The 457-nt window shown below is 59.5% G+C and carries 1 protein-coding gene; it reads right to left on the bottom strand.

Going from position 1 to position 457, the window contains the following annotated elements:
- Positions 1-13: 13 nt before the first annotated feature.
- Entirely contained in the window at positions 14-334 is a 321-nt protein-coding gene (locus tag EOD07_RS37110) for a BrnA antitoxin family protein (RefSeq protein ID WP_127238547.1), read from the bottom strand.
- Positions 335-457 lie beyond the last annotated feature (123 nt).

The following is a 457-nucleotide window of genomic DNA, read 5'->3' as shown; positions in this document are numbered from 1 at the left end:
GTCTGACCGCCGGCTAAAGGCCGGCGGCTTTCCGCAGAATGTCGTTTATCCGGCTCTGCCAGCCGGGTCCGCCGGCGCGGAAGCGGGCAACCACATCGCTATCGAGGCGCAGCGTCACCTGTTTCTTCGGATTGTCGAGCGCCGGCCGGCCGCGCGAACGGCGAATGCTTTCGGCAAGATCCGGAAACACCGCGGTGAAGGGACGAGCATTTCGAAAATCCTCCTCGGTCCATTCGGGATTGTCCGAAACGGTGTCCCAATCTTCCTGGGTAAAGCCCTTGCCTGGCTTGAATTCCTTGTCAGGCTTCGTGATGTGCAGCTTAGTTTTCGCCATCGAACAATCTCCTTTCCGTCTGGTTGGCCGGCCGCATCGAAACAATCGAGATGCCTTCGGAGCCAAGCCGGGCAAAGACCACTGCAACCACGCCGCCTATTATCCGACCAATCGCCATGAACC

It is taken from the genome of Mesorhizobium sp. M2C.T.Ca.TU.002.02.1.1 (assembly GCF_003997225.1).
This window is presented reverse-complemented; position numbering and strand designations above follow the sequence as displayed.